Source organism: Roseateles saccharophilus (assembly GCF_004342485.1).
In the GTDB taxonomy this organism is placed as follows: Bacteria; Pseudomonadota; Gammaproteobacteria; order Burkholderiales; family Burkholderiaceae_C; genus Pelomonas; species Pelomonas saccharophila.
Window position 1 is genome coordinate 1 of sequence record NZ_SMBU01000108.1, and the last position, 1,000, is coordinate 1,000.

Consider the following 1,000-nt stretch of genomic DNA (forward strand, 5'->3'; position numbering starts at 1 on the left):
GCGGCGGTCAGGATCCGCGCTTATTCGGCGGTGAGGACGCGGTTTTGCGCGTAAGCCGGTAGCCGGTCCGGCCAGTGGGAAGGGCCCCGTGGGGCCCTGGTGGATGAGATGAGGACGCCGCCGACGAGGGCGGCGACGTTATTCGGCGGCGTCAGAACGGTTCGCTCGGGTCGGCGGGGGGCGATGGTGTGTCGCGCACGAGTTGATCGCGCCAGGCCTGTTGGATCCGTGGACCGTAGAGGGTCCAGAGCTGCTCGCTCAAGGTCTGCAGGCACTCGAAGACGGCCAACGCCTGCTCGGGCGTCCAGTGCGCCGGCAGCGCCGATGGGGTGGCCTGGCGTGGCGTCACAGCTTGGCCTTGCGGGAGGCGGCGCCGGCCTTGGCTGCGCGCTGGCGCGTGCGTGCGGCCAGCCGCTCCTGGGCCTCCTTGGCCCGGTAGGACTCGCCCTCGATGCGCACGACCTCAGCGCGGTGCATCAGCCGGTCGACCAGCGAGACCACGCAGGCCGCGTTCGGGAACACCTCGCCCCAGTCGGCGAACGCTTTGTTCGTTGTAACCACCGTGCTCTTGTGCTGGTAGCGCCGGCTGACCAGCTCGAACAGCAAGTCGGCGTGGCGGTTCGAGTAGGAGAGGTAGCCGACCTCGTCGATCAGCAGCAGGTCGGGCGCGGCGTAATGGCGCAGCCGGCGCCGCAGGGTCGAGTCGCTGTCCAGAGCGGCCAGGTCGCCCAGCAACTGGCCGGCGGTGACGAACAGCACCGTGTGGCCGGCGAGCACCGCCTGGTAGCCGAGGTTGCAGGCGCACATGGTCTTGCCCACGCCGTTGGGGCCGACGAGCACGACGTTGGTGGCGTCGGCCAGGAACTGCAGGGCCATGAGGTCTTCCACGGCGCCGCGGTCGATCTGCGCGGGCCAGCTCCAGTCGAAGTCGGCCAGCGGCTTGAACTGACCGATGTGGGCCTCGCGCAGGCGGCGCTCCAGGCTGCGGCGACTGCGCTCC

2 protein-coding genes are annotated in these 1,000 nt (G+C 70.3%); both read right to left on the reverse strand.

Annotated features, from left to right (window positions below):
- Window positions 1-151: 151 nt before the first annotated feature.
- Window positions 152-349, reverse strand: coding sequence for a hypothetical protein (locus tag EV671_RS26610; protein ID WP_132576908.1), 198 nt, complete (start codon window positions 347-349; stop codon window positions 152-154).
- On the reverse strand, window positions 346-1,000 hold a 655-nt coding region (gene istB, locus EV671_RS26615), incomplete at its 5' end, for an IS21-like element helper ATPase IstB (protein ID WP_132576909.1). The genes istB and EV671_RS26610, both read right to left, overlap by 4 nt.